Source organism: Streptococcus sanguinis (genome assembly GCF_019929145.1).
GTDB classification, from domain to species: domain Bacteria; phylum Bacillota; class Bacilli; order Lactobacillales; family Streptococcaceae; genus Streptococcus; species Streptococcus sanguinis_U.
Genome location: NZ_JAHZOW010000001.1, coordinates 1,015,529 through 1,035,339, shown reverse-complemented (window position 1 = coordinate 1,035,339; position 19,811 = coordinate 1,015,529). Strand labels below are relative to the sequence as shown.

Below are 19,811 nucleotides of genomic sequence, written 5' to 3'. Positions count from 1 at the left end.
GAGAAAGGAGTCGAATAAATGAATATAACCATAGGTGAATTGATTGGAAACTTTATCCTTGTGGCAGGTTCCTTTCTTCTTTTGATTGTCCTCATCAAAAAATTTGCTTGGGGCAATATCACCAGCATTTTTGAAGAAAGAGCAAAGAAAATTTCTGACGATATTGATAGTGCAGAATCTGCGCGTCAAAAAGCAGAAGAACTGGCTCAAAAGCGGGAGCATGAGTTGGCAGGAAGTCGTGCGGAAGCCGTTACTATCGTTGAAACAGCTAAGGAGACAGCTGAAAAGAACAAGGCTGGAATCCTAGCTAATGCGGCAGAAGAAGCAGGGCGTTTGAAAGCTAAAGCCAATCAGGAAATTGCCCAAAACAAGGCAGAGGCTATGAGCAGCATCAAAGGAGAAGTAGCCGACTTGACAGTAACTCTGGCTAGTAAGATTTTGAGTCAGGAGCTGGATAAGGAAGCTCAGAGCGAGCTCATTGACCGCTATATCAAACAGTTAGGAGATGCCTGATGGATAAGAAGCAATATGCAATCATTGAGAAATATGCTTTGCCTTTTGTTCAGACGGTCTTTGAAAAAGGTCAGCAAGAAGATGTTTTTGAAAAACTGAGTCAGATTAAGGCTGTTTTCGCGGAGACCGGCCTTGCTGACTTTTTGTCACATATCGGCATCAGTGACCACGAGAAAGAAAAGAGTCTGCGGCTCTTTCAAAACTCAGGCTCCCAGCTGCTTGATAATCTGATTGAAATTGTCATTCTCAATCATCGTGAGGACCTCTTTTATGAGATTGTGCTGGAGAGTCAGCACCAGCTTGAAAAGATCAGCAATGAGTTTGAGGTGACACTGCGCTCTGTTCAGCCTTTGACAGCCGGTCAGAAGGAAAAGATTCGACCAATTATTGAGCAGAAGATGGGCCTAAAAGTCCGCTCGCTCAAGGAAGAATTGGACAGCAGCTTGATTGGCGGCTTTGTCATCTCTGCCAATAACAAAACAATTGATGCAAGCATAAAACGTCAATTGCAAGTCGTAAAAGAAAAATTGAAATAGAAAGTGGTGTGAATTTTGGCGATTAACGCACAAGAAATCAGCGCTTTAATTAAGCAACAAATTGAAAATTTCCAGCCAAATTTTGACGTCACAGAAACAGGGGTCGTCACTTATATTGGTGATGGAATCGCGCGTGCTCATGGTCTGGATAAGGCTATGAGCGGAGAGCTGTTAATCTTTGAAAATGGCTCTTATGGTATGGCGCAAAATCTAGAGTCGACCGATGTTGGGATTATCATCTTGGGAGACTTTACAGACATTCGTGAAGGAGATACCATTCGTCGGACTGGTAAAATCATGGAAGTTCCTGTGGGCGAGGCCTTGATTGGGCGGGTTGTTGATCCGCTGGGTCGTCCTGTTGATGGACTTGGTGACATTGTCACGGACAAGACACGTCCGGTTGAAACACCGGCTCCGGGTGTCATGCAGCGTAAGTCAGTATCTGAGCCTTTGCAGACAGGTCTCAAGGCTATTGATGCCTTGGTTCCGATTGGCCGTGGCCAGCGGGAGCTGATTATCGGGGACCGTCAGACTGGGAAGACGACCATTGCCATTGATGCCATCCTGAACCAGAAAGGTCAGGATATGATTTGTATCTATGTGGCGATTGGTCAGAAAGAATCTACAGTCCGTACGCAGGTAGAAACGCTCCGTCAGTATGGTGCTTTGGACTATACGATTGTCGTGACAGCCTCTGCTTCACAGCCGTCGCCTTTGCTTTTCTTGGCGCCTTATGCTGGTGTAGCGATGGCAGAAGAGTTTATGTATAATGGCAAGCATGTTTTGATTGTCTATGATGACTTGTCTAAGCAGGCGGTGGCCTATCGTGAACTGTCCCTCTTGCTCCGCCGTCCGCCAGGCCGTGAGGCCTTTCCAGGAGATGTTTTCTATCTGCATAGCCGTCTCTTGGAGCGTTCAGCCAAGGTTTCTGATGAGCTGGGCGGTGGTTCGATTACAGCTTTGCCATTTATTGAAACGCAGGCAGGAGATATTTCAGCTTATATCGCGACCAACGTGATTTCAATCACTGACGGACAAATTTTCCTCAGCGACAGCCTGTTCAATGCTGGGGTACGTCCAGCTATTGATGCAGGTTCTTCTGTATCACGGGTTGGGGGCTCTGCCCAAATCAAAGCTATGAAGAAAGTAGCTGGAACCCTGCGTATCGACCTGGCTTCTTATCGGGAGCTGGAGGCCTTTACTAAGTTTGGTAGTGATTTGGATGCAGCAACGCAGGCCAAACTCAATCGTGGACGCAGGACTGTAGAAGTCTTGAAACAGCCGATTCATGAGCCGCTGCCGGTTGAAAAGCAGGTCGTGATTCTCTATGCTTTGACCCATGGTTTCTTAGACAGTGTGCCAGTAGACGATATTCTGCGCTTTGAGTCAGAACTATTTGCCTACTTTGATGCACATCAAGAAAGCATTTATGAAACCATTCGGACAACGAAAGATCTTCCAAGCGAAGAAGTCTTGGATGCTGCCATTACTGAGTTTATTGACCAGTCTAGCTTCAAATAAGAATAGAGGTGTCAGATGGCAGTTTCATTAAATGATATTAAAAATAAAATTGCATCCACGAAAAACACCAGTCAAATCACCAATGCCATGCAGATGGTTTCTGCTGCTAAGTTGGGAAAGTCTGAGGAAGCAGCTAAGAACTTTCAGGTCTATGCCCAGAAAGTGCGTAAGTTAGTTACGGATATGCTGCATGGCCACGAGGCAGAAAATGCCCGTCATCACTCAATGTTAATCAGTCGGCCAGTCAAGAAATCAGCCTATATTGTCATTACTTCTGACCGCGGTCTGGTAGGCGGTTATAACGCAACCATTCTCAAGGCTTTGATGGAGCTGAAAGCTGAGTACCATCCGACTGGAGAGGACTTTGAAGTCATCTGTATCGGAAGCGTCGGTGCGGATTTCTTCCGAGCTCGGGGCATTCAGCCAGTTTATGAACTGCGTGGTCTAGCCGACCAGCCTAGCTTTGATGAGGTTCGTAAAATCATTAGCAAAACCATTGAGATGTATCAGAATGAACTCTTTGATGAGCTCTATGTCTGCTATAACCACCATGTCAACAGTCTGACCAGTCAGATGCGGGTGGAGCAGATGCTGCCAATTATTGACTTGGACCCCAATGAAGCTGATGAAGATTATACGCTGAATCTGGAACTGGAGTCCAGTCGGGATTCTATCTTGGACCAACTGCTGCCCCAGTTTGCAGAGAGCATGATTTACGGTGCTATTATTGATGCCAAGACGGCTGAGAATGCTGCCGGCATGACTGCTATGCAGACAGCGACAGACAATGCTAAAAAGGTCATCAGTGATTTGACTATTCAGTACAACCGCGCTCGGCAGGCTGCCATTACGCAGGAAATTACTGAAATCGTGGCGGGTGCAAGTGCCCTAGAATAAGGCCACAAATGAATTAGAAATTAAACGAGGGAAAAAACATGAGCTCAGGCAAAATTGCTCAGGTTATCGGGCCGGTCGTAGACGTTGCGTTTGCTGCCGGAGACAAACTACCTGAGATAAATAATGCACTTGTAGTCTATAAAAATGATGAGAAAAAATCAAAAATCGTCCTTGAAGTAGCTCTTGAGCTTGGTGACGGTGTGGTGCGGACCATTGCCATGGAGTCGACCGATGGTTTGACGCGTGGTTTAGAGGTCTTGGATACTGGTCGTCCTATTTCTGTGCCAGTCGGCAAGGAAACTCTGGGGCGGGTGTTCAATGTCCTTGGGGATACTATTGACTTGGATGCGCCATTTCCTGCTGATGCAGAGCGCCAGCCGATTCATAAGAAGGCACCGACCTTTGATGAACTATCAACTTCATCAGAAATCCTGGAAACAGGGATCAAGGTTATCGACCTCCTGGCACCTTATCTGAAAGGTGGGAAAGTTGGTCTCTTTGGCGGTGCCGGAGTAGGGAAAACAGTCCTGATTCAGGAATTGATCCACAACATTGCCCAAGAGCACGGTGGGATTTCTGTCTTTACAGGTGTTGGTGAACGGACGCGTGAAGGGAATGACCTCTACTGGGAAATGAAAGAGTCTGGCGTTATCGAAAAGACGGCTATGGTCTTTGGTCAGATGAATGAACCGCCAGGAGCTCGGATGCGGGTTGCTCTTACCGGACTGACTATCGCGGAATATTTCCGTGATGTGGAAGGTCAGGACGTGCTGCTCTTTATTGACAACATCTTCCGCTTTACGCAGGCTGGTTCGGAAGTATCTGCCCTTTTGGGCCGCATGCCGTCAGCCGTTGGTTACCAACCAACACTTGCGACAGAAATGGGACAGTTACAAGAACGGATTACCTCAACCAAGAAAGGTTCCGTTACTTCCATCCAGGCTATTTATGTACCAGCGGATGACTATACTGACCCAGCACCAGCGACAGCTTTTGCTCACTTGGACTCTACAACCAACCTAGAGCGGAAATTGGTTCAGCTTGGGATTTATCCAGCCGTGGATCCATTGGCTTCCAGCTCTCGTGCCCTTTCTCCTGAGATTGTCGGAGAAGAGCACTATGCAGTGGCAGCAGAGGTTAAGCGGGTTCTGCAACGTTATCATGAATTGCAGGATATCATTGCTATCCTTGGTATGGATGAGTTATCTGACGATGAGAAGACTTTGGTTGCACGTGCGCGGCGGATTCAGTTCTTCCTGTCACAGAACTTCAACGTGGCGGAGCAATTTACCGGCCAGCCAGGTTCTTATGTACCAGTAGCTGAAACGGTTCGTGGTTTCAAGGAAATCCTTGAAGGTAAGCACGATAAGCTGCCAGAAGACGCTTTCCGTGGTGTGGGCTCCATCGAGGATGTATTGGCCAAGGCTGAGAAAATGGGATTCTAAGAGGTGAATGATGGCTCAAATGACAGTACAAATCGTGACACCGGATGGTCTTATTTATGATCACCATGCTGCATTTGTTTCCGTAAAGACCATTGATGGTGAGCTGGGGATTTTGCCCCGTCACATCAATACCATCGCTGTTTTAGAAGTGGATCAGGTTAAGGTACGCCGGGTTGACGATGACAAGCATATCGACTGGATTGCAGTTAATGGCGGCATCATTGAAATTGCAGACAATGTCATTACCATTGTGGCGGACTCAGCTGAGCGTGAGCGAGATATCGACATTAGTCGGGCTGAGCGGGCTAAGCTCCGAGCTGAGCAAGAAATCGAAGAAGCACATGATAAGCATTTGATTGACCAAGAACGCCGGGCTAAGATCGCCCTGCAGCGGGCAATCAACCGGATCAATGTCGGAACAAGATTATAAGAAGCTATTTTACATAGATTGATGGAGGTCGTTCATCATCTGGTAATATGCTTTCTTGAATACAAACTGAATACGCAAAACTGAGGCAAATCTGTCTCAGTTTTCTTTTCCAAAGAAAAAGGGCGGGATTGTTTAGTTCGTCCTTGACTGGAGTCTTGTGGTATAATAAAAGTTATGGTAGAAGTTGTTTTTAAATTATGCAGTCATTTGCTCTTTATTTTCTTTGCCTTTCATCTGCTGTCAACGGTTGTTGAGTGGGAGAGGTTTTTCAAGGTCAATGCCGATAATGCGATGAAGATTCGCTTTTTGATTCTCTTGTTTAGCATTTCCTTGGGCTATTTAGTCAGCCTTTTCTTCATTGGTATTTACGATATGAGCCGGGCGATTTTTAATGGTACTTTATAAGGTCATATTTTTGATTTTATGGTATGATAGTATGGATGATTTTAAAAATTTAGAGTAAGGAATCGGTATGGAAAAAATTATTATTCAAGGTGGAGATAATCGCTTGGTCGGAAAGGTCAAGATTGAAGGAGCAAAAAATGCGGTGTTGCCTCTCTTGGCAGCGACAGTCTTGGCTAGCGAGGGTCAGTCAGTTTTGAAAAATGTTCCGGTCTTGTCTGATGTCTTTACCATGAACAATGTGGTCCGCGGTTTAAACACTCAGGTGGATTTTAATCAGGAAGAAAATACAGTTGTTGTAGATGCCACCCAGTCCTTGTCTGAGGAGGCGCCTTACAAATACGTCAGTAAAATGCGGGCATCTATCGTTGTTTTGGGGCCAGTCCTAGCTCGTAATGGTCATGCTAAGGTTTCCATGCCAGGCGGCTGTACGATTGGCAGCCGACCTATTGACTTGCACCTGAAGGGCTTAGAAGCCATGGGCGCTCAGATTACCCAAACAGCGGGTTATATCGAAGCGAAGGCAGAGCGGCTCAAGGGAGCTCACATTTACATGGACTTTCCTAGTGTGGGAGCAACGCAAAACATCATGATGGCTGCGACGCTGGCTCAAGGCACGACAGTGATTGAAAATGCCGCTCGGGAGCCTGAAATCGTTGACCTAGCCCTCTTTTTAAATGAAATGGGAGCCAAGGTCAGAGGAGCGGGTACAGAGACTCTGACTATTGTCGGAGTGGACCAGCTACGCGGGGCCAAGCATAATGTGGTTCAAGACCGTATCGAAGCAGGAACTTTTATGGTTGCTGCAGCTATGACCAGCGGTGACTTGCTGATTGAGGATGCCATTTGGGAGCACAATCGTCCCCTGCTTTCCAAAATGCAGGAAATGGGAGTGGAAGTGACAGAGGAAGATGAAGGGATTCGGATTCGTTCCGATGTTTCGAAACTTAGACCGGTTGCGGTCAAGACCCTTCCTTATCCAGGCTTCCCAACGGACATGCAGGCTCAGTTTACGGCGCTCATGGCCATGGCCAAGGGCGAGTCTACGATGATTGAGACTGTCTTTGAGAACCGCTTCCAGCATCTGGAGGAAATGCGTCGGATGGGGCTGCACTCTGATATCATGCGTGATACAGCTCGTATCTGGGGCGGTGGCAGTCTTCAGGGAGCTGAAGTCATGTCAACTGACCTTCGGGCTAGTGCGACTTTGATTCTGATGGGCTTGATTGCCGAAGGCGAGACTAAGGTCAGCAAGCTAGTACACTTAGACCGAGGCTACTATAAATTCCATGAGAAATTGGCAGCCTTGGGAGCCAAAGTGAAGCGTGTAAAGGAAGAAGACGATGAGTGAAAATCTTAAATATTTAGGCCGGCAGATTGGCCTTGTTCTGTTGGTTCTCCTGGTAGCCGTGATTCTCTTTTTCGTGTCTCTGATGATTGGCTATAACATTATCGGAAACGGTAAGGGCTCAGTTTTTTCACCAGAAACCTGGCAAGAATTAATTGGGAAGTTTACTGGAAACTAGCTCCTAGTCGAAAAGACTGGCTGAAATGAATCCAGTTTGCTAAGTTGAGAGAAAGAAGATGAAAAGAAAGACTAGTCAGAAAAGGAATTCTAAGAGCCTGCAAGGCTGGGCTGGGCTGACTCTGGCCTTGATTTTAGCTCTGGCTGGCTATTTCTGGGGACAGGAAGGTCAGCAGCCACTTCAAAATCCAAATTCAGAAATCAGAGTTGGGCAAGTTCAAGATCAGGGCACCCCTAGTCGGGAACTGGCTGAGAGCGTTCTGACGGATGCTGTCCGAGCTCAACTCAAAGGCAGCATTGAATGGAATGGAGCTGGTGCCTTTATCGTGAATGGGAATAAGACAGACTTGGATGCGGGGATTTCTAGTAAGCCCTACGCTGACAATAAGACCAAGCTTGTACAAGGGCAAACCCTTCCGACAGTGGCGAATGCCTTTTTATCCAAGTCTACCCGCCAGTACAAAAAACGGGAAGAAACTGGAAATGCCAACACTTCATGGGTACCGGCAGGCTGGCATCAACTCAAGAACCTCCCTGGTGAGTACAATCACGCTGTGGACCGCGGACATCTCTTGGCCTATTCGCTGATCGGTGGTTTGAAGGGCTTTGATGCTTCTACTAGCAATCCTGCCAATATCGCTGTGCAGACGGCCTGGTCCAACCAAGCCAATGAAGCGGATTCGACAGGGCAGAATTACTATGAGACAAAGATCCGGAAGGCTTTGGATAAGAACAAGCGGGTGCGCTACCGGGTAACCTTGATTTATGCCACGGAGACTGATTTAGTGCCAGTTGGTTCTCATCTAGAGGCCAAGTCCAGCGATGGCAGTCTGGAATTCAATGTCTTTATTCCGAATGTGCAAAAAGGGATTCGTTTGGACTATAATAGTGGCAAGGTCAGTCTGGATAGAGGTTCTTAATTTTATACTCAAAAATAGATTTGCAAAGAGTATTCAATAGTATGAAAAGAAATGGTTGCAGATTTGTAGTCATTTTCTTTTATAATAATAGATAGAAAGAAGGCGAATTTTTCAGTCTTTTTTAAGAAAGCGGTGGTAAAATCAACGTTCTCTTACAATCTAATAAAGGAGGTTGCGATGAGACTTATTTTTAAAAGCATCCGGTTCCTCATGCGTCTGATTGGGCGTGTAGTTTGGGGACTTGCCTGGTCCTTTGTCCTGAGCTTTATGGTTATTGTCGGAATTTTCTATTTTACCACTTCGACAAAACCGGGTACAGAGGGACTGACGCAGGCTGTTCAGACAGCTGTTGGCAGAGTGGATCAGTTTTTAAATCACCAAGGCATTTCTACGGGGCTTCACAGCAGTGAGGAGACGCAGACGGATCCGCTGACAGATGAGAATGCAACAACAGGGGCTCGTTGGGATCAGCCAAGCGCTACAATTTATATTGATACAAATAATGAAACCTTCCGTTCAGCCTATAAGGAGGCTATTGATTCTTGGAATCAAACAGGTGCCTTCACCTTTCAAATCATCAATGACAAAGACAAGGCGGACATTGTTGCGACGGAGATGAACGATGGCAATGTCAGTGCAGCTGGTGAAGCTGAGTCGCAGACCAATCTCCTAACCAAGCGGTTTACCCATGTCACGGTTCGCCTTAATAGTTACTACCTGCTAGACAGTCGCTATGCCTATTCTCATGAGCGGATTGTCAATACAGCAGCGCACGAATTGGGCCATGCTATCGGATTAGACCATAATGAGGAGGAATCAGTGATGCAGTCAGCAGGCTCATTTTACAGTATCCAGCCGACAGATATCCAGGCTGTAAAAGACTTGTATCAATCGTAAGCCTATGTTAAAATCTATTTTTTACTTGATTCGACACTTTCCAGAGCAAGTTTTTCTCTTTGTTTTTAACTCAGGAATCTTTGTCTGGCTATGGAAAAGCGGCAATGAGATTGCCAACCAGCTAGGAGTGACAGCGGCTTGGGAAAATCATGTTCCGGCACCCATTCAGCTCTTCTTCGGTCAGAATATTGAGGCAGTTCAGGGCTTTTTTCACAATTCCGCCTTTATGTGGCTAGTCGGGTCCATGATTATCCTTCTGGTCATTCGTCTAATCAAGGGAATGATTAAATTTGTTGTCTTTGCGGTTCTGATTCTGCTGGGAATTTATCTGATTTTGCAGAATCAATCTATTCTCAATAGTTTTATGTAAGGCAGTCTGGTATGACTGTCTTTTTTCTTTTGGGGAGCTGAGTTCGCTTTCTCTTGAATTCTGATAGCTGTGCTTCTGGAAATCTGCTATAATGGTCTTATGATTATTTTACAAGCAAGCAAGATTGAACGCTCTTTTGCAGGGGAGCTTCTTTTTGACAATATTAACCTGCAGGTGGATGAGGGCGATCGGATTGCCCTCGTCGGTAAAAATGGAGCTGGGAAGTCAACCCTGCTCAAGATTTTGGTGGGCGAGGAAGAGCCTACTTCTGGTCAGATCAATAAAAAACGAGATCTTTCCCTGTCCTATCTGGCACAGGACAGCCGCTTTGAGTCGGAGAATACTATCTACGACGAGATGCTGCTGGTCTTTGATAGTCTGCGTCAGCAAGAGAAGCGCTTGCGGCAGATGGAGCTACAAATGGGAGAATTGTCAGGGGAAGAGCTGACTGCTCTCATGACCCAGTACGACCAGCTTTCAGAGGATTTTCGCCAGAAAGGTGGTTTTACCTACGAGGCCGATATTCGAGCTATTTTGAATGGCTTCAAGTTTGACCAGTCCATGTGGCAGATGAAGATTTCTGAACTGTCAGGCGGTCAGAATACCCGTCTGGCTCTGGCTAAGATGCTTTTGGAAAAGCCAGAACTGCTGGTCTTGGACGAGCCGACCAATCACTTGGATATTGAGACCATTGCCTGGCTGGAGACTTACTTAGTCAACTACAGCGGTGCCCTGATCATCGTCAGCCACGACCGCTATTTCCTAGACAAGGTTGCTACCATCACGCTGGATTTGACCAAGCATTCCTTGGATCGCTATGTGGGCAATTATTCTAGCTTTGTGATCCAAAAGGAGCAGAAGCTAGCCACTGAAGCCAAGAACTATGAAAAGCAGCAGAAAGAAATCGCTGCGCTGGAGGATTTTGTCAATCGCAATCTAGTTCGGGCTTCCACAACCAAGCGGGCTCAGTCCCGTCGCAAGCAGCTGGAAAAGATGGAGCGTTTGGACAGGCCAGAGACCGGCAGCCGCTCGGCTAATATGACCTTCAAATCCGATAAGGTTTCTGGAAATGTTGTGCTGACCTTGGAAGATGCGGCTATTGGCTACGGAGAGGAAGTCCTGTCGGAGCCGATTAACCTTGATATTCGCAAGTTTAATGCGGTAGCTATTGTCGGTCCGAATGGGATTGGAAAGACGACCTTGATTAAATCACTAATCGGTCAAGTTCCTTTCATCAGAGGCAAGGAGCAGCTGGGAGCTAATGTGGAAGTGGGCTACTATGACCAGACCCAGAGCAAACTGACTGCCAGCAATACGGTTCTCGATGAGCTATGGAATGACTTCAAGCTGACACCAGAGTGCGAGATTCGCAATCGATTAGGCGCTTTCCTCTTCTCGGGAGACGATGTCAAGAAGTCTGTCGGCATGCTATCAGGTGGAGAGCGGGCACGTTTGCTCCTAGCCAAGCTGTCTATGGAAAACAACAACTTCCTCATTCTGGACGAGCCGACCAACCACCTGGACATTGACAGCAAGGAAGTGCTGGAAAATGCCCTGATTGACTTTGACGGCACCCTGCTCTTTGTCAGCCATGACCGTTACTTTATCAATCGCGTGGCCACCCAGATTATCGAGCTCTCTGAGACAGGCTCTACCCTTTATCTGGGTGATTATGACTACTATCTGGAGAAAAAGGCAGAGCAGGAAGCCTTGCGTGAGGAGATGGAGCAGGTTGATTCTGACAAGCCTGTCCCTGCCAATGACTATCAAATCCAAAAGGAAAACCAGAAAGAACAGCGCCGGCTGGCCCGCCGCTTAGAGCAATTGGAAGCGCAAATCGAGGAATTGGACAGCCAGATCAGTCAGCTTCAGGAAGCCATGCAGGCTACCAACGACGCCGCTGAACTCATGGAGAGCCAGCAGCAAATCGACCAGTTGACCGCCTCCCAAGAAGAAGCCATGCTAGAATGGGAAGAACTGGCGGAGAAGGTGTAGGAGTATGCAGTTTCTGTGAGAAATGAGCTTTCCAGAGCTCAGAATGCTTAATTTACATGTGAAATCAGCCAAAAAAGAGTAAAAAAAGAATTTTTACATGTAATATCTCTAGTTTTAGAGTAAAAAGATAAATCCTTTATGAAAAATCGTTTCCCTAAGAGTAAAAACCGAACTTTTACATGTGTTCTGAGATTTTTTAGAGGAAAAGAAAGCATTTTTCATGTAATCTAAGTTCTTTTAAAGAAAAGTCAGCCCATCAGATTTTCTGAGAAGCTATTTTGGAGCAAAATGACTCTGTCAGATTTTCAGACGGTTGGTCTGAGAGCAAAACCCGAACTTTCTATTTTCTGACGAGTTCTTTTAGCAGAATTTGCCTTTTCCGATTTTCAGCCGATAAGATTTTGACGAAAGAAGCCTCGTCTGAAAATAAAATCCGAACAAGGGGCGGTGAAGGTAGTTTTGAAAGAGCGACTAGGGAAGCGAAACAGCAATTAAAGGAATTGAAGTGGTAAACAAATGGAAGATTTAGGCAAAGTTTTTCGTGATTTTCGTTTAAATGGACATTATTCTTTGAAGGAAGCGGCGGGTCAGGTTTGCTCGACTTCTCAGCTGTCTCGTTTTGAGCTGGGTGAGTCGGACATGACCCTCTCGAAATTTTTAGATCTCTTGGATAATATTCATGTGACCCTTGAAAATTTTATGGACAAGGCACGGAATTTCCAGCAGCATGAGCACGTGGCCATGATGGGTAAAATTATCCCTCTTTACTACTCAAATGACATCAAGGGATTTCAGGACTTGCAAGCGGAGCAGTTGGAAAAGTCCAAGGCCAGTAACACGCCTCTTTACTATGAGCTGAATTGGATTTTGCTTCAGGGCTTGATTTGTCAGCGAGACAGCCAGTTTCGTATGAGGCAAGAGGATTTAGATAAGGTGGCTGATTATCTTTTCCAAGTGGAAGACTGGACTATGTATGAGCTGATTCTCTTTGGCAATCTCTATAGTTTTTATGATGTGGACTATGTCTACCGTCTGGGCAAGGAAGTCATGGAGCGGGAGGACTACTACAAAGAAATCGGTCGCCATAAGAGACTAGTCTTGATTCTAGCCCTCAATTGTTACCAGCATTGTTTGGAAAGTCGTTCTTTTGATAAGCTAGTTATTTTGAGGCTTACGTAGAGAAAATCATTGGCAAAGGCATCAAACTCTATGAACGCAATGTGTTCCTCTATCTCAAGGGTTTTGCGGCTTATCAGAAGGGACAGAAGAAGCAGGGAATCACGCAAATGCAGGAAGCCATGCATATCTTTGAAGTGCTGGAACTACCTGAGCAAGTCGCCTATTATCAAGAGCATTTCGATAAGTTTGTAAAAGCATAATTTCCCAAATATGGGAAAAATAAAGAACCTCCCTCCATTCCTGATACAATAGTTTCAGAAATGGAAGGAGGTATTTTTATGAATCGACAGGCAGCACAGCTGATTACACGAGCTGCGATTAATAAAATTGGGAATATGCTTTATGATTATGGGAATAGTATCTGGCTTGCTTCTTTGGGAGCTCTGGGACAGACGGTCTTGGGCATTTACCAGATATCGGAGCTAGTCACTTCCATCTTATCCAATCCTTTTGGGGGAGCTATTACGGACCGCTTTTCCAGACGTAAGGTGCTGATGGTAACGGACTTGATTTGTGCTGGTCTTTGTCTGCTGATTTCTTTTATTTCAAATAACCAGCTCATGATTGGAGCGTTGATTTTTGCCAATGTGGTTCAGGCTATAGCCTTTGCCTTTTCTCGACCAGCTAATAAGTCTTATATTACCGAAATTGTAGACAAGGAAGACATTGTAATCTACAATTCTCATCTGGAATTGGCCTTGCAGGTTATCAGCGTCTCAGCTCCAGTTTTATCTTTTATCGTGATGCAGTATGTAAATTTGAGTGTGACCTTTCAGCTGGATGCTCTTAGCTTCTTTCTGGCTTTTGCCTTGGTTTACTTTCTGCCTAATCATGAGCCAAGCAAGCAGAAGTCTCCCATCAATTTTGGAAATATCCTGGGAGATATCAAGGAAGGTTTAGTTTATATCCGTCAGCAAAAAGAAATCTTCTTTCTGCTTTTAGTAGCTTCCGCAGTCAACTTTTTCTTTGCGGCCTTTAATTATCTATTGCCTTTTACCAATCAGCTCTACGATAAGACCGGCTCTTATGCGACTATTTTGAGTTTGGGAGCTGTAGGCTCAATCGTTGGAGCCATTCTAGCCAGCAAGGTTAAGGCCAGTATGGGAAATCTACTCCTAGCTCTGCTATTGACCGGTGTTGGAGTCGCAGTCATGGGCGTCTCTGCCTTGCTACCGGTTCATCCATATTTCTCCTATTCTGGTAATCTAATCTGCGAGCTCTTTATGACTGTTTTCAACATTCATTTCTTCAGCCAGGTTCAGACCAAGGTGGACAAGCAGTATCTAGGTCGCGTTTTCTCAACGATCTACACGCTGGCAATTCTTTTCATGCCTCCTGCGACTTTTCTGATGACTTTTCTGCCGAGTGTCCATACCCTTTCCTTTCTTCTGATTGGTTTCGGAGTGATGGGATTGGCTTTGATTTCCTACCTTTATCAAATGAGAATACAAACAAACTAGGCTGGAGTGATTTCCAACCTAGTTTTCTGTATGGGAATTTTTAAGTGCTTCTTTGGTTTTTTTAAGCTCTTTTTTCAGAGAGAAGTTTTTTAGCATGCTGATGAGAAAGGTCGTGACAGAGCCTAGGAGCACTGAGACCAAAATCAATATGATTAAGGGAAGTTTGAAGCTGAACAAGATAAAGCTAACATTGACACTCTGCATATTGGCCAAGGAAATACTGGCAACCAATAGAATGGTAATTAAAAGCAGGATATAATGCAATTTTTCTTTCATAGTGATTCTCCTGTTTATCTATTCAAACTCAGCCTTGCTCTTGATATCTCCATATTCTTCTGGGATTTCTTGGGCTAGGATATCTTCATAAGCCGCCAGTTCAATATCTGAGCCATACTTGTTTTTCAGAGCAGTGGTCACCAGACGGTAGGCCAAGTTCGCATTACGGGACAAGATGGGACCGTGGAAGTAGGAGCCAAAGACATTTTTATAATGAACACCCTCGCAACCATCCTCTTGATTGTTGCCATTTCCATAGACGACTTTGCCCAGAGGTTTTTCGTCGTCAGAGAGGAAAGTACGCCCTTGGTGATTTTCAAAGCCATAGTAGGTTTCATCGAATTCTTCGTTATGAATCTTAATATCACCAATATAGCGGTTTTTGGTCTGGTTGAGGGTATAGTGGCCCATGATGCCCAGACCTTCGATTCGTCGGCCAGAAGCTTCGATATAGTATTGGCCTAAAAGTTGGAAACCTCCGCAGATAGCTAGCACTACGCCGTTTTCATTGATGAAGCTTTCCAAAGCTTCCTTTTTAGCTGGCAAGTCACGAGCCACGATCGTTTGCTCATAGTCTTGACCTCCGCCAAAGAAGACGATGTCGTAGCTGTCCTTGTCAAAGTCATCTTCTAGAGAGACGATATCGACTTTAACCCTAGCGCCTAGCTTTTCAGCCACATACTTGAGCATGAGAACATTACCGTTATCGCCGTAGGTATTCATGAGATTGCCATAGAGATGGGCAATCTTTACATCGTAGCGATAGTCCTTGTTTTCAGGAGAAGTAAGGGATCTGTATACCATTAGTTCATCTCCTTTCTGACCACTTGTCGTTCTGCCAGTAATTCGCGGAATTCCAGCATGGCAGTATAAGTTGCTAAGATATAGGCATGCTTGGTTTCTTGCTGTTCAATGGTCTTAAAGACTGCTTCCAAATCTTTGACTTCGGTAATCTGATCTGCTGGATAGCCCGTTACCCGCAGTCGACGAGCAATTTCTGAGTGGCGGACACCACCTGCAATGACATGAGGAATCTCCATCTCTAGAATCTTCTCAAAATCAGCATCCCAGATCCAGCTGGTATCAATGCCGTCTGCATAGTTGGCATTGAGTAGGACAGACAAGCTAAAGTCAAATGGTGCAAGTCCAATCATATCCAAAGCTTGGGTCGCCCCAACCGGATTTTTAATCAAGACTAAGGTACATTCCTTATCACCGATTTTGAAAGTTTCCTGACGACCAAAGACGGCTCGGCTCTTGTCAAAGCCAGCCTTGATAGTAGCCGGCTCGACACCAAAGAACTGAGCTACTGACACAGCAGCTAAAGCATTGTAAATATTATAAAGACCGCCGATATTGATTTGATAGTCTTGACCATCAATGGTAAAGGCCGAGCGGTTATGCTCAAGTGTTTTGAGAGCGATCAGGCTGTAGTCAAGCTTAGGGCGCTTGAAGCCGCAGTCCTCACAGATATAAGCCCCCAGATTAGCATAAGTATTGAGCTCGTACTTGAGGATATGCTCGCACTTGGGGCAGAGGATGCCCTCTGTATTGTAGTGAGCTAGCTGGGCATGACCTTTCTCGGTGTCAAATCCATAGTAGCGGACAGGATTCTTTAGGGTGACCGAGTTAAAGAGCGGGCTGTCACCATTCATCAGTACAGTCGCTTCAGGCACTTTAGCTGCAGCATCCAGAATCATCTGGTAGGTCGTGTAAATCTCACCATAGCGGTCCATCTGGTCGCGGAAAATATTGGTAAAGACGAAGAGACTAGGCTTGATATAATCACAAATCCGAGATAGGCTGGCTTCATCTATTTCTAGCACAGCGATATGTTTGCCAGATTTGCCTTTTTTAGCAGTCAGGAAGGTTGTCGTAATCCCAGTGATCATATTGGCACCGCTGGGATTGGTCACCACTTCTCCAAAGGCTTCCTTGAGAATGCCTACTGTCAGAGCTGTAGTCAGAGTTTTACCATTGGTTCCGGTAATAACCACGACCTCATAGTTCTTTGCTAGGTTCTGTAGAATATTTTTATCAAATGTCAGGGCAACTTTCCCTGGCAGAGTCGATCCACGCCCCATTTTGCTGAGAACAAAGTGGGAGGACTTTCCTGCCAAGAGGCCCAATGCTGTTTTTATCTTCATAAGAAATATTTTATCATAAAAAAGTAAAGAAGGTTACAGAAAAATATTGACAAACGTGATATAATGGGGTGGTAAGTCTTTAAGCATTAAGACCCACTGTAAAATAAAAAGAGAGAAGTTAATTGAGTAAACTCTAATTACAAGATAAAATCAGGCTGTGACTAGATTTAATAAGCTCGATTTGTTGCTACAGCTGTTTGATTTTGCTTGTAGAGGAGTAGGAAGTCTAAGTATGAATTTTCAACAACTAACCAATCTCCAATATTGGGCCAGTTTGTTTTCTGACCCTTGGAGGATTGTAATTAATATTATTGACGTCGCTATCGTCGCATGGATTCTATATTATCTAATCAAGGCCATTGCCGGTACCAAGATTATGATTTTGGTCCGTGGGGTGCTCTTCTTTATCTTGGCACAGTTTTTTGCCAATATCATCGGCTTTACCACCATTTCTTGGTTGATTAATCAGGTCATCACTTACGGGGTTATTGCGGCTGTGGTGATTTTCTCGCCTGAGATTCGGGCAGGATTGGAAAAGCTGGGCCGAGCAACGGATATTTTTTCTGCGACGCCCATCAGTAACGAAGAAAAAATGGTTCAGGCCTTTGTCAAGTCTGTTGCCTATATGAGTCCGCGGAAAATCGGGGCTTTGGTGGCCATTCAGGGAACCCGCACCTTGCAGGAGTACATTGCAACAGGGATTCCCTTGGATGCAGATGTGTCCGGAGAGCTACTAATCAATATTTTTATCCCCAATACGCCATTGCATGATGGGGCTGTCATCATAAAAAACAATAAGATTGCGGCTTCCTGTGCCTACCTGCCTCTGACAGAAAGCAGCGGCATCTCTAAGGAGTTTGGAACCCGGCACCGCGCAGCTATTGGCCTGTCTGAAGTATCCGATGCTTTTACTTTTGTTGTTTCAGAAGAAACAGGTGGGATTTCCACTACACACAATGGAATTTTCAAGCATGATTTGACTTTGGATGAGTTTGAGATAGAGCTGAGAAAGGTCTTCTTATCAGAGCAGGACAAGCCAGCGGGTTTGAAAAAACGCTTCATGGGAGGATGGAAGAAATGAAAAAACGTAAAAAAATTCTTTATATCATCTCTTCGTTTTTCTTTGCCCTAGTACTTTTTGTCTATGCAACCTCTAGCAGTTATCAAAACAATACAGGAGTTCGACAGGTCACATCTGAAACTTATACCAATACGGTTTCCAATGTGCCGATTGACATCAAATATGACAGCGAGAATTACTTTATCAGCGGTTTTACTTCTGAAGTTTCCGTTGCCTTGACAGGCTCCAACCGAGTCAATCTAGCCAGTGAAATGCAGGAAAGTACTCGGAAGTTTCGAGTTGTAGCTGATCTTTCCAAGGCTACAGAAGGCACAGTAGAGATTCCGCTAAAAGTGGAAAACCTGCCGAGCGGTCTGACTGCTACAGTCACCCCGCAGAAGATTTCGGTTAAGATTGGTAAAAAAGCCAGCAAGAAGGTTGAGGTCCGCTACCTCATCACAGACAGCCAAGTGGCTGAAAATGTGTCTATCAGTGGTGTGACCTTGGAAAATAAGGAAGCTACTGTAACAAGTGACGAGGAGACCCTATCTAAGATTGAGTCTGTCGTAGCTATTCTTCCGACCAATGTCATTATCACCGGCAACTACAGCGGAACAGCACCGCTGCAGGCTGTTGATGGTCAGGGAAATGTCATGCCAAGCGTGGTGACACCATTTGAAACAACTATGCGTGTCAACACTAAAACAGCAGACAGCTCAGGCTCGTCTTCCTCTAACAGTAGCTCAAATACGAGCTCATCAAATAAAAACTAAATAAAATTTTGAAAATAAACTTGGATTAAAGCAATCTGCCTTGCTTGCAGCCTATATCTTTACATCCAGGTCTTATGAAAGGAAACTATTTATAATGGGTAAATACTTTGGAACCGATGGTGTTCGCGGAGAAGCAAATGTAGAATTAACGCCGGAATTGGCCTTTAAACTTGGCCGCTTTGGTGGTTATGTTCTGAGCCAGCATGAAAGTGAAGTGCCTCGGGTCTTTGTTGGCCGGGATACTCGAATTTCAGGAGAAATGTTGGAAAGCGCCTTGGTTGCAGGACTTTTGTCCGTTGGGATTCATGTCTATAAATTGGGTGTCATTGCAACGCCTGGTGTAGCTTATTTGGTCAAGTCAGAGAAAGCCAGCGCCGGAGTCATGATTTCTGCCAGCCACAATCCAGCTTTGGATAATGGTATCAAATTCTTTGGTGGTGACGGCTATAAGCTGGATGATGAGCGTGAGTTGGAAATCGAAGCTTTGTTGGACGCAGCAGAAGATACCTTGCCACGTCCAAGCGCAGAAGGATTGGGTGACTTGGTGGACTATCCAGAAGGACTGCGCAAGTACCAACAATACTTGGTTTCAACTGGCTTAGAACTAGAAGGAATGCATGTAGCTTTAGATACGGCCAACGGTGCGGCTTCAACCAGCGCCCGTCAGATTTTTGCGGATCTAGGCGCACAGTTGACCATTATCGGAGAAAATCCAGACGGCCTCAATATCAATCTGAATGTCGGGTCTACGCATCCTGAAGCTTTGCAGGAAGTTGTTCGTGAGTCTGGTGCAGCGATTGGTCTGGCCTTTGATGGAGATAGTGACCGCTTGATTGCTGTGGATGAAAATGGTGAGCTGGTAGATGGTGACAAGATTATGTACATCATCGGGAAGTACCTGTCTGAAAAAGGTGAGCTGGCGCAGAATACCATTGTTACGACCGTCATGTCCAATCTTGGCTTCCATAAGGCTTTGGATCGCGAAGGTATTCAAAAGGCTGTGACAGCAGTTGGTGACCGCTATGTAGTAGAGGAAATGCGCAAGAATGGTTATAATCTAGGTGGCGAGCAGTCTGGACATGTTATCATCATGGACTACAATACAACAGGTGACGGTCAGCTTTCAGCTGTGCAATTGACCAAGGTCATGCAGGAAACAGGTAAGAAACTATCCGAATTGGCTGCTGAAGTAACCATCTATCCGCAGAAACTAGTCAATATCCGTGTGGAAAACAGTATGAAGGACAAGGCGATGGAAGTTCCAGCTATCAAGACGGTGATTGAGAGAATGGAAGCCGAAATGGCTGGCAATGGCCGGATTTTGGTTCGTCCGAGTGGAACTGAGCCTCTGCTGAGAGTCATGGCTGAAGCACCAACTGACGAAGAAGTAAATTATTATGTAGATACCATTGCCAATGTTGTTCGAGATGAAATTGGGATAGACTAATAAATGTAAAGAAACTGA

General features: G+C 45.4%; 20 protein-coding genes and 1 pseudogene. 18 read left to right on the top strand and 3 right to left on the bottom strand.

Annotation, left to right across the window (positions count from 1 at the left end):
• The first annotated feature begins 18 nt into the window (after positions 1–18).
• From atpF to K1I94_RS04840, 15 genes and pseudogenes are all read left to right on the top strand, one after another.
• Positions 19–513, top strand: a complete 495-nt coding sequence (gene atpF, locus K1I94_RS04910) for a F0F1 ATP synthase subunit B (RefSeq protein WP_002912080.1) — start codon at positions 19–21, stop codon at positions 511–513.
• Positions 513–1,049 (top strand): F0F1 ATP synthase subunit delta, encoded by a 537-nt coding sequence (locus K1I94_RS04905; RefSeq protein WP_223314598.1) that lies wholly within the window; start codon positions 513–515, stop codon positions 1,047–1,049. Before atpF ends, K1I94_RS04905 begins: the two co-directional genes overlap by 1 nt.
• A gap of 15 nt (positions 1,050–1,064) precedes the next feature.
• Positions 1,065–2,570, top strand: coding sequence for a F0F1 ATP synthase subunit alpha (gene atpA, locus K1I94_RS04900; protein WP_002895997.1), 1,506 nt, complete (start codon positions 1,065–1,067; stop codon positions 2,568–2,570).
• 15 nt (positions 2,571–2,585) lie between these two features.
• Positions 2,586–3,467: a F0F1 ATP synthase subunit gamma gene (locus K1I94_RS04895; RefSeq protein ID WP_002895995.1), complete on the top strand. Its 882-nt coding sequence runs from the start codon at positions 2,586–2,588 to the stop codon at positions 3,465–3,467.
• A gap of 38 nt (positions 3,468–3,505) precedes the next feature.
• Positions 3,506–4,912 carry a F0F1 ATP synthase subunit beta gene (atpD, locus tag K1I94_RS04890; protein ID WP_002897903.1) on the top strand — a complete coding sequence of 469 codons (1,407 nt, stop codon included), beginning with the start codon at positions 3,506–3,508 and terminating at the stop codon, positions 4,910–4,912.
• A 7-nt stretch (positions 4,913–4,919) separates the two neighbouring features.
• Complete coding sequence (locus K1I94_RS04885; protein WP_002904155.1) at positions 4,920–5,342, top strand: F0F1 ATP synthase subunit epsilon; 423 nt, start codon at positions 4,920–4,922, stop codon at positions 5,340–5,342.
• A 174-nt stretch (positions 5,343–5,516) separates the two neighbouring features.
• Complete coding sequence (locus tag K1I94_RS04880) at positions 5,517–5,747, top strand: DUF1146 family protein (RefSeq protein WP_223314597.1); 231 nt, start codon at positions 5,517–5,519, stop codon at positions 5,745–5,747.
• A 67-nt stretch (positions 5,748–5,814) separates the two neighbouring features.
• A complete protein-coding gene (gene murA, locus K1I94_RS04875) occupies positions 5,815–7,095 on the top strand; it encodes a UDP-N-acetylglucosamine 1-carboxyvinyltransferase (RefSeq protein ID WP_223314596.1) in 1,281 nt (426 codons plus the stop codon).
• Positions 7,088–7,270: a DNA-directed RNA polymerase subunit beta gene (locus tag K1I94_RS04870; protein ID WP_002895988.1), complete on the top strand. Its 183-nt coding sequence runs from the start codon at positions 7,088–7,090 to the stop codon at positions 7,268–7,270. Before murA ends, K1I94_RS04870 begins: the two co-directional genes overlap by 8 nt.
• A gap of 58 nt (positions 7,271–7,328) precedes the next feature.
• Positions 7,329–8,189 carry a DNA/RNA non-specific endonuclease gene (locus K1I94_RS04865; protein ID WP_223314595.1) on the top strand — a complete coding sequence of 287 codons (861 nt, stop codon included), beginning with the start codon at positions 7,329–7,331 and terminating at the stop codon, positions 8,187–8,189.
• A 177-nt stretch (positions 8,190–8,366) separates the two neighbouring features.
• Positions 8,367–9,086 carry a matrixin family metalloprotease gene (locus tag K1I94_RS04860; protein ID WP_042762941.1) on the top strand — a complete coding sequence of 240 codons (720 nt, stop codon included), beginning with the start codon at positions 8,367–8,369 and terminating at the stop codon, positions 9,084–9,086.
• Between the two features lie 4 nt (positions 9,087–9,090).
• Positions 9,091–9,456 (top strand): hypothetical protein, encoded by a 366-nt coding sequence (locus tag K1I94_RS04855; RefSeq protein WP_061602940.1) that lies wholly within the window; start codon positions 9,091–9,093, stop codon positions 9,454–9,456.
• Positions 9,457–9,555: 99 nt separating this feature from the next.
• Complete coding sequence (locus K1I94_RS04850; protein ID WP_223314594.1) at positions 9,556–11,451, top strand: ABC-F family ATP-binding cassette domain-containing protein; 1,896 nt, start codon at positions 9,556–9,558, stop codon at positions 11,449–11,451.
• A gap of 516 nt (positions 11,452–11,967) precedes the next feature.
• Positions 11,968–12,830, top strand: a pseudogene (locus K1I94_RS04845) (Rgg family transcriptional regulator).
• Positions 12,831–12,908: 78 nt separating this feature from the next.
• Complete coding sequence (locus K1I94_RS04840) at positions 12,909–14,090, top strand: MFS transporter (RefSeq protein ID WP_317627927.1); 1,182 nt, start codon at positions 12,909–12,911, stop codon at positions 14,088–14,090.
• A gap of 18 nt (positions 14,091–14,108) precedes the next feature.
• Here the strand turns inward: K1I94_RS04840 and K1I94_RS04835 are convergent, their stop codons facing one another.
• From K1I94_RS04835 to murT, 3 genes are read right to left on the bottom strand one after another with little or no spacing between them, the layout of a single operon-like run.
• Positions 14,109–14,366, bottom strand: a complete 258-nt coding sequence (locus K1I94_RS04835) for a LapA family protein (protein WP_006267878.1) — start codon at positions 14,364–14,366, stop codon at positions 14,109–14,111.
• An 18-nt stretch (positions 14,367–14,384) separates the two neighbouring features.
• On the bottom strand, positions 14,385–15,170 hold the full coding sequence (gatD, locus tag K1I94_RS04830; RefSeq protein WP_223314592.1) for a lipid II isoglutaminyl synthase subunit GatD: 786 nt from the start codon (positions 15,168–15,170) through the stop codon (positions 14,385–14,387).
• Positions 15,170–16,513: a lipid II isoglutaminyl synthase subunit MurT gene (gene murT / locus K1I94_RS04825; protein ID WP_223314591.1), complete on the bottom strand. Its 1,344-nt coding sequence runs from the start codon at positions 16,511–16,513 to the stop codon at positions 15,170–15,172. Before murT ends, gatD begins: the two co-directional genes overlap by 1 nt.
• Positions 16,514–16,745: 232 nt before the next feature.
• Between murT and cdaA the strand changes: the two genes are divergently transcribed.
• The 3 genes from cdaA to glmM all read left to right on the top strand — a co-directional run bounded on the left by cdaA (position 16,746) and on the right by glmM (position 19,793).
• Positions 16,746–17,594, top strand: coding sequence for a diadenylate cyclase CdaA (cdaA, locus tag K1I94_RS04820; protein ID WP_223314590.1), 849 nt, complete (start codon positions 16,746–16,748; stop codon positions 17,592–17,594).
• A complete protein-coding gene (locus tag K1I94_RS04815) occupies positions 17,582–18,346 on the top strand; it encodes a CdaR family protein (protein ID WP_002902728.1) in 765 nt (254 codons plus the stop codon). Before cdaA ends, K1I94_RS04815 begins: the two co-directional genes overlap by 13 nt.
• A 94-nt stretch (positions 18,347–18,440) precedes the next feature.
• The gene (gene glmM / locus K1I94_RS04810) at positions 18,441–19,793 is read left to right on the top strand and encodes a phosphoglucosamine mutase (protein WP_002902729.1); all 1,353 of its coding nucleotides are present in this window, start codon (positions 18,441–18,443) and stop codon (positions 19,791–19,793) included.
• The last annotated feature ends 18 nt before the right edge of the window (positions 19,794–19,811 follow it).

Excerpts from the sequence above, each read along its gene's own strand:
- atpF (WP_002912080.1), top strand. The coding sequence starts at position 19 with ATGAATATAACCATAGGTGAATTGATTGGAAACTTTATCCTTGTGGCA.
- K1I94_RS04905 (WP_223314598.1), top strand. The coding sequence starts at position 513 with ATGGATAAGAAGCAATATGCAATCATTGAGAAATATGCTTTGCCTTTT.
- K1I94_RS04895 (WP_002895995.1), top strand. The coding sequence starts at position 2,586 with ATGGCAGTTTCATTAAATGATATTAAAAATAAAATTGCATCCACGAAA.
- atpD (WP_002897903.1), top strand. The coding sequence starts at position 3,506 with ATGAGCTCAGGCAAAATTGCTCAGGTTATCGGGCCGGTCGTAGACGTT.
- K1I94_RS04885 (WP_002904155.1), top strand. The coding sequence starts at position 4,920 with ATGATGGCTCAAATGACAGTACAAATCGTGACACCGGATGGTCTTATT.
- K1I94_RS04880 (WP_223314597.1), top strand. The coding sequence starts at position 5,517 with ATGGTAGAAGTTGTTTTTAAATTATGCAGTCATTTGCTCTTTATTTTC.
- murA (WP_223314596.1), top strand. The coding sequence starts at position 5,815 with ATGGAAAAAATTATTATTCAAGGTGGAGATAATCGCTTGGTCGGAAAG.
- K1I94_RS04870 (WP_002895988.1), top strand. The coding sequence starts at position 7,088 with ATGAGTGAAAATCTTAAATATTTAGGCCGGCAGATTGGCCTTGTTCTG.
- K1I94_RS04865 (WP_223314595.1), top strand. The coding sequence starts at position 7,329 with ATGAAAAGAAAGACTAGTCAGAAAAGGAATTCTAAGAGCCTGCAAGGC.
- K1I94_RS04860 (WP_042762941.1), top strand. The coding sequence starts at position 8,367 with ATGAGACTTATTTTTAAAAGCATCCGGTTCCTCATGCGTCTGATTGGG.
- K1I94_RS04855 (WP_061602940.1), top strand. The coding sequence starts at position 9,091 with ATGTTAAAATCTATTTTTTACTTGATTCGACACTTTCCAGAGCAAGTT.
- K1I94_RS04850 (WP_223314594.1), top strand. The coding sequence starts at position 9,556 with ATGATTATTTTACAAGCAAGCAAGATTGAACGCTCTTTTGCAGGGGAG.
- K1I94_RS04840 (WP_317627927.1), top strand. The coding sequence starts at position 12,909 with ATGAATCGACAGGCAGCACAGCTGATTACACGAGCTGCGATTAATAAA.
- K1I94_RS04835 (WP_006267878.1), bottom strand. The coding sequence starts at position 14,366 with ATGAAAGAAAAATTGCATTATATCCTGCTTTTAATTACCATTCTATTG.
- gatD (WP_223314592.1), bottom strand. The coding sequence starts at position 15,170 with ATGGTATACAGATCCCTTACTTCTCCTGAAAACAAGGACTATCGCTAC.
- murT (WP_223314591.1), bottom strand. The coding sequence starts at position 16,513 with ATGAAGATAAAAACAGCATTGGGCCTCTTGGCAGGAAAGTCCTCCCAC.
- cdaA (WP_223314590.1), top strand. The coding sequence starts at position 16,746 with ATGAATTTTCAACAACTAACCAATCTCCAATATTGGGCCAGTTTGTTT.
- K1I94_RS04815 (WP_002902728.1), top strand. The coding sequence starts at position 17,582 with ATGGAAGAAATGAAAAAACGTAAAAAAATTCTTTATATCATCTCTTCG.
- glmM (WP_002902729.1), top strand. The coding sequence starts at position 18,441 with ATGGGTAAATACTTTGGAACCGATGGTGTTCGCGGAGAAGCAAATGTA.